Source organism: Thiobacillus sp. (assembly GCF_024708915.1).
Genome location: NZ_JANJXQ010000252.1, coordinates 1 through 3875, shown reverse-complemented (window position 1 = coordinate 3875; position 3875 = coordinate 1). Strand labels below are relative to the sequence as shown.

The 3875-nt window shown below is 64.2% G+C and carries 4 protein-coding genes and 1 tRNA gene; all 5 read left to right on the top strand.

All coding sequences use genetic code 11. The annotated features are described in order from the left end of the window. Positions 1 to 82 precede the first annotated feature (82 nt). Positions 83 to 2428, top strand: a complete 2346-nt coding sequence (pheT, locus tag Q0L94_RS17030; RefSeq protein WP_296755701.1) for a phenylalanine--tRNA ligase subunit beta — start codon at positions 83 to 85, stop codon at positions 2426 to 2428. Between the two features lie 36 nt (positions 2429 to 2464). Continuing rightward, on the top strand, positions 2465 to 2779 hold the full coding sequence (locus tag Q0L94_RS17025; RefSeq protein ID WP_296755698.1) for an integration host factor subunit alpha: 315 nt from the start codon (positions 2465 to 2467) through the stop codon (positions 2777 to 2779). Next, positions 2754 to 3110, top strand: a complete 357-nt coding sequence (locus Q0L94_RS17020) for a MerR family transcriptional regulator (RefSeq protein ID WP_296755696.1) — start codon at positions 2754 to 2756, stop codon at positions 3108 to 3110. Before Q0L94_RS17025 ends, Q0L94_RS17020 begins: the two co-directional genes overlap by 26 nt. 47 nt (positions 3111 to 3157) lie before the next feature. Continuing rightward, a tRNA-Pro gene (locus Q0L94_RS17015) sits at positions 3158 to 3234 on the top strand. Between the two features lie 138 nt (positions 3235 to 3372). Beyond that, positions 3373 to 3875, top strand: a 503-nt coding sequence (locus tag Q0L94_RS17010) for a Fe-Mn family superoxide dismutase (RefSeq protein WP_296755693.1), incomplete at its 3' end; no start/stop codon positions are given.

Genomic DNA, 3875 nt, shown 5'->3' with positions numbered 1-3875 from the left:
TACGGCGTCGACGATTTGCGGTTGTTCTTCGAGAACGATTTGCGTTTCCTTAAACAGTTCAATTAATTAGGGCGCATACATCATGCAATTTTCAGAAGCCTGGCTGCGCAGTCTGGTCAACCCCGCACTCGATACGCCCCAGCTGGCCCACGCATTGACCATGGCCGGGCTGGAAGTCGAGGCCTTGGCGCCGGCCGCCCCGCCGTTCAGCAGCGTGGTGGTGGCCGAGATCCTGTCGGCGGAAAAGCACCCCGACGCCGACCGTCTGCGCGTGTGCCAGGTCGATGTCGGCGAGGCGGCGCCGGTCGTCATCGTGTGCGGCGCCCCCAATGCGGCAGCCGGGCTCAAGGTGCCGTGCGCCCGTCCGGGCGCCCGATTGCCCGGCATCGAAATCAAGGTCGCCAGGGTGCGCGGCGTCGAGTCCTTCGGCATGTTGTGCTCGACCAAGGAGCTGGGCCTGGAAGGCGCGGCCGACGGTCTGATGGTGTTGCCTGCAGATGCGCCGGTGGGCGAGGATTTCCGCGCCTGGCTCAACCTCGACGACACCCTCGTCACCCTGAAGCTGACGCCCAACCGCGCGGACTGCCTGTCGCTGCAGGGCGTGGCGCGCGAGGTCGGAGCGATCACCGGTGCCGAAGTGCGTCTGCCGCAAATACAGGAAATGCCCGCCCGTATTCACGACATGGTGCCGGTGCAGGTAGCGGCAAGCGGGGCCTGCCCGCTCTATCTGGGACGCGTGGTGCGCGGCATCGACGCGCAGGCGCCCACCCCGCGCTGGATGGCGGAGCGGCTGGAGCGCAGCGGCATCCGCCCGCTGCTGGCGCCGGTCGATATCACCAATTACGTGCTGCTCGAACTCGGCCAGCCGATGCATGCCTTCGCCCTGTCGCGCCTCAGCGGCGGCATCGAGGTGCGGCTGGCCCGGCCGGGTGAAACACTCGAACTGCTGAATGGCCAGACTGCCGAGCTGGCACCCGACATGCTGGTGATCGCCGATGCCAACGGGCCGGTGGCGCTGGCCGGGATCATGGGCGGGCAGCCGACCAGCGTGGAACGCGCCAGCGTCGACGTCATGCTGGAAGCGGCGTTCTTTGTCCCCACGGCGATCGCCGGACGCGCCCGGCGGCTGGGCTTGTCCACCGACTCGTCGCACCGTTTCGAGCGCGGCGTCGACTACGCCGCGACGCGCCAGGCGATGGAGCGGGCGACGCAGTTGCTGCTCGACATCTGCGGCGGCCAGCCGGGGCCGATCACCGAGGCGGCGGCCGAATTGCCGCGGCGCGAGCCGATTACCCTGCGCCTGGCGCGGCTGAAGCGTGTGGCCGGCGTCGAGCTCGACGCGGATCAGGTGGCGCGTGACCTTGGCGCACTCGGCGCGCAGGTCGAGCGCCAGGGCGATAGCCTGGTCGTCACCCCGCCGAGCTTCCGCTTCGACCTGGCAATCGAGGAGGACCTGATCGAAGAGGCGGTGCGCCTGTTCGGCTACGACAACATTCCGGCGCAGCCACCGGCCGCGCCGTCGCGCATGCTGCCGCAGGACGAAACCCTGCTGGCCGACGACATTCTGCGCCAGATGCTGGTCGGGCTGGATTATCAGGAAGTCATCACCTACAGCTTCGTCGATCCGGCGTGGGAAACGGCGTTGAATGCCGACGCCCGCCCGTTGCCGCTGGCCAATCCCATCGCCAGCCAGCTGTCGGCAATGCGCACCACGCTGTGGGGTGGCCTGATCGAGACGCTGCGCCATAATCTCAACCGCCAGCAGGAACGGGTGCGCATTTTCGAGCTGGGGCGGGTGTATGCGTCGCAGGTTGAACAGCCGATGAAGCTGGGCGGCCTCGCTTATGGTGAGGTGCAACCTGAACAATGGGGCGCAACCGCGCGCCGTATCGATTTCTTCGACCTCAAAGGCGACCTCGAGCGCCTGTTCGGTCACGCGCTCGACAGCCGGCGCGGCGCCCATCCCGCACTGCATCCGGGACAGTGCGCCGAACTCTGGGCCGGGGGCCGGGCGATCGGCTGGATCGGTGCACTGCATCCGCGCCTGGTGCAGGCATTCGATCTGCCGGCCGTGCCGGTGCTGTTCGAGCTCGACAGCCAGGCGCTCGCCCGGCGTGCCTTGCCACGCCATGCGGCCTTGTCGCGCTTCCCGCTGGTGCGGCGCGATCTGGCATTCATGCTGGACATTCATACCCCGGCCGGTGAACTGCTGGCTGCGCTACGCGAGGCCGCGTCGCCCCAGGTGCGGTCGATCGAGGTGTTTGACGACTACCGCGGAAAAGGCATGGGGGAAAACCAAAAAAGCCTTGCCATTCTGGTAGTTATGCAAGATACTGAACGCACATTGACGGATCGGGAGGTGGAGGATGCAGTGCAAAAACTGATCGACGCCGCGCTTCGCCAGTGTAATGCCAGTTTGCGTGCGTGACGCTTTTCCTCACGAGCCATCCCTGCCGACACGACCATGACCACCCTGACAAAAGCTGATCTGGCCGAACTGCTGTTCGAAAAAGTGGGTTTGAATAAACGCGAAGCCAAGGATGTCGTCGAGTCATTTTTCGATGAAATCCGCTTGTCGCTCGAAAAGGGCGACATCGTCAAACTATCCGGCTTCGGCAATTTCCAGTGCCGGGAAAAACCGCAGCGTCCAGGCCGCAACCCCAAGACCGGCGAAGAAATGCCGATTTCCGCGCGCCGCGTGGTGACCTTCCACGCCAGCCAGAAACTTAAATCCCAGGTCGAAGGCGCCCAAATTGGAACGCCCGCCAGCCCGGAGTGAACTCCCGCCGATCCCGGCCAAACGCTATTTCACCATCGGTGAAGTCTCGGAGCTGTGCGCCGTCAAGGCGCACGTGCTGCGCTACTGGGAGCAGGAGTTTACCCAGTTGCGCCCGGTCAAGCGGCGCGGCAACCGGCGTTATTACCAGCACCACGAGGTGCTGCTGATCCGTCGCATCCGCGAACTGCTGTACGAAGAGGGCTTCACCATCAGCGGTGCGCGCCAGCGTCTGGAACACGATGCCGAAGCGGCACCCGGGCCGGTTGCGGCCGTGCTGGATGTCGGCGTTCTGCGCAGCGAAATCACCGCCATCCTGAAAATATTGGGCTGACGGTCTTCCGCCAGGTGCTGCTCCTCTGTTAGAATCTCGGGCTTCGTCGGGGCGTAGCGCAGCCTGGTAGCGCACTTGCATGGGGTGCAAGGGGTCGGAAGTTCGAATCTTCTCGCCCCGACCAATAAATCAAAGAAACAGGGTCGGCTCAAACCGGCCCTTTTTCTATTGCGCGACCGAAACCCTATTGCCGTTGCGGTATCAGCAATTTCCGGTTTAGGTTCTATTATTTAACGTTGTCGTTCAATATCAGGAGAGAGTTATGGAACACACTTTGCCCGCACTGCCTTTCGCCATGGATGCGCTTGCGCCGCACATGTCCCAAGAGACCTTCGAATACCACTACGCCAAGCACCATCAGGCCTACGTGACCAACCTCAACAACCTGATCAAGGGCACCGACTTCGAGACCAAGTCGCTCGAGGATATCGTCAAGAGCGCGCCCGCCGGCGGCATCTACAACAACGCCGCGCAGGTGTGGAACCACACCTTCTTCTGGAACTGCCTGACGCCCAACGGCGGCGGCGCTCCCTCCGGCGCCCTGGCCGATGCCATCAACAAGAAGTGGGGTTCGCTCGACGAGTTCAAGAAGGCCTTCCAGACCAGCGCCGTCGGCAACTTCGGTTCCGGCTGGACCTGGCTGGTGAAGAAGGCCGACGGCTCCGTCGATATCGTCAATATGGGCGCCGCCGGCACTCCGCTGACCACCGGCGACAAGGCCCTGCTGTGCGTCGACGTGTGGGAGCACGCCTACTACATCGACTA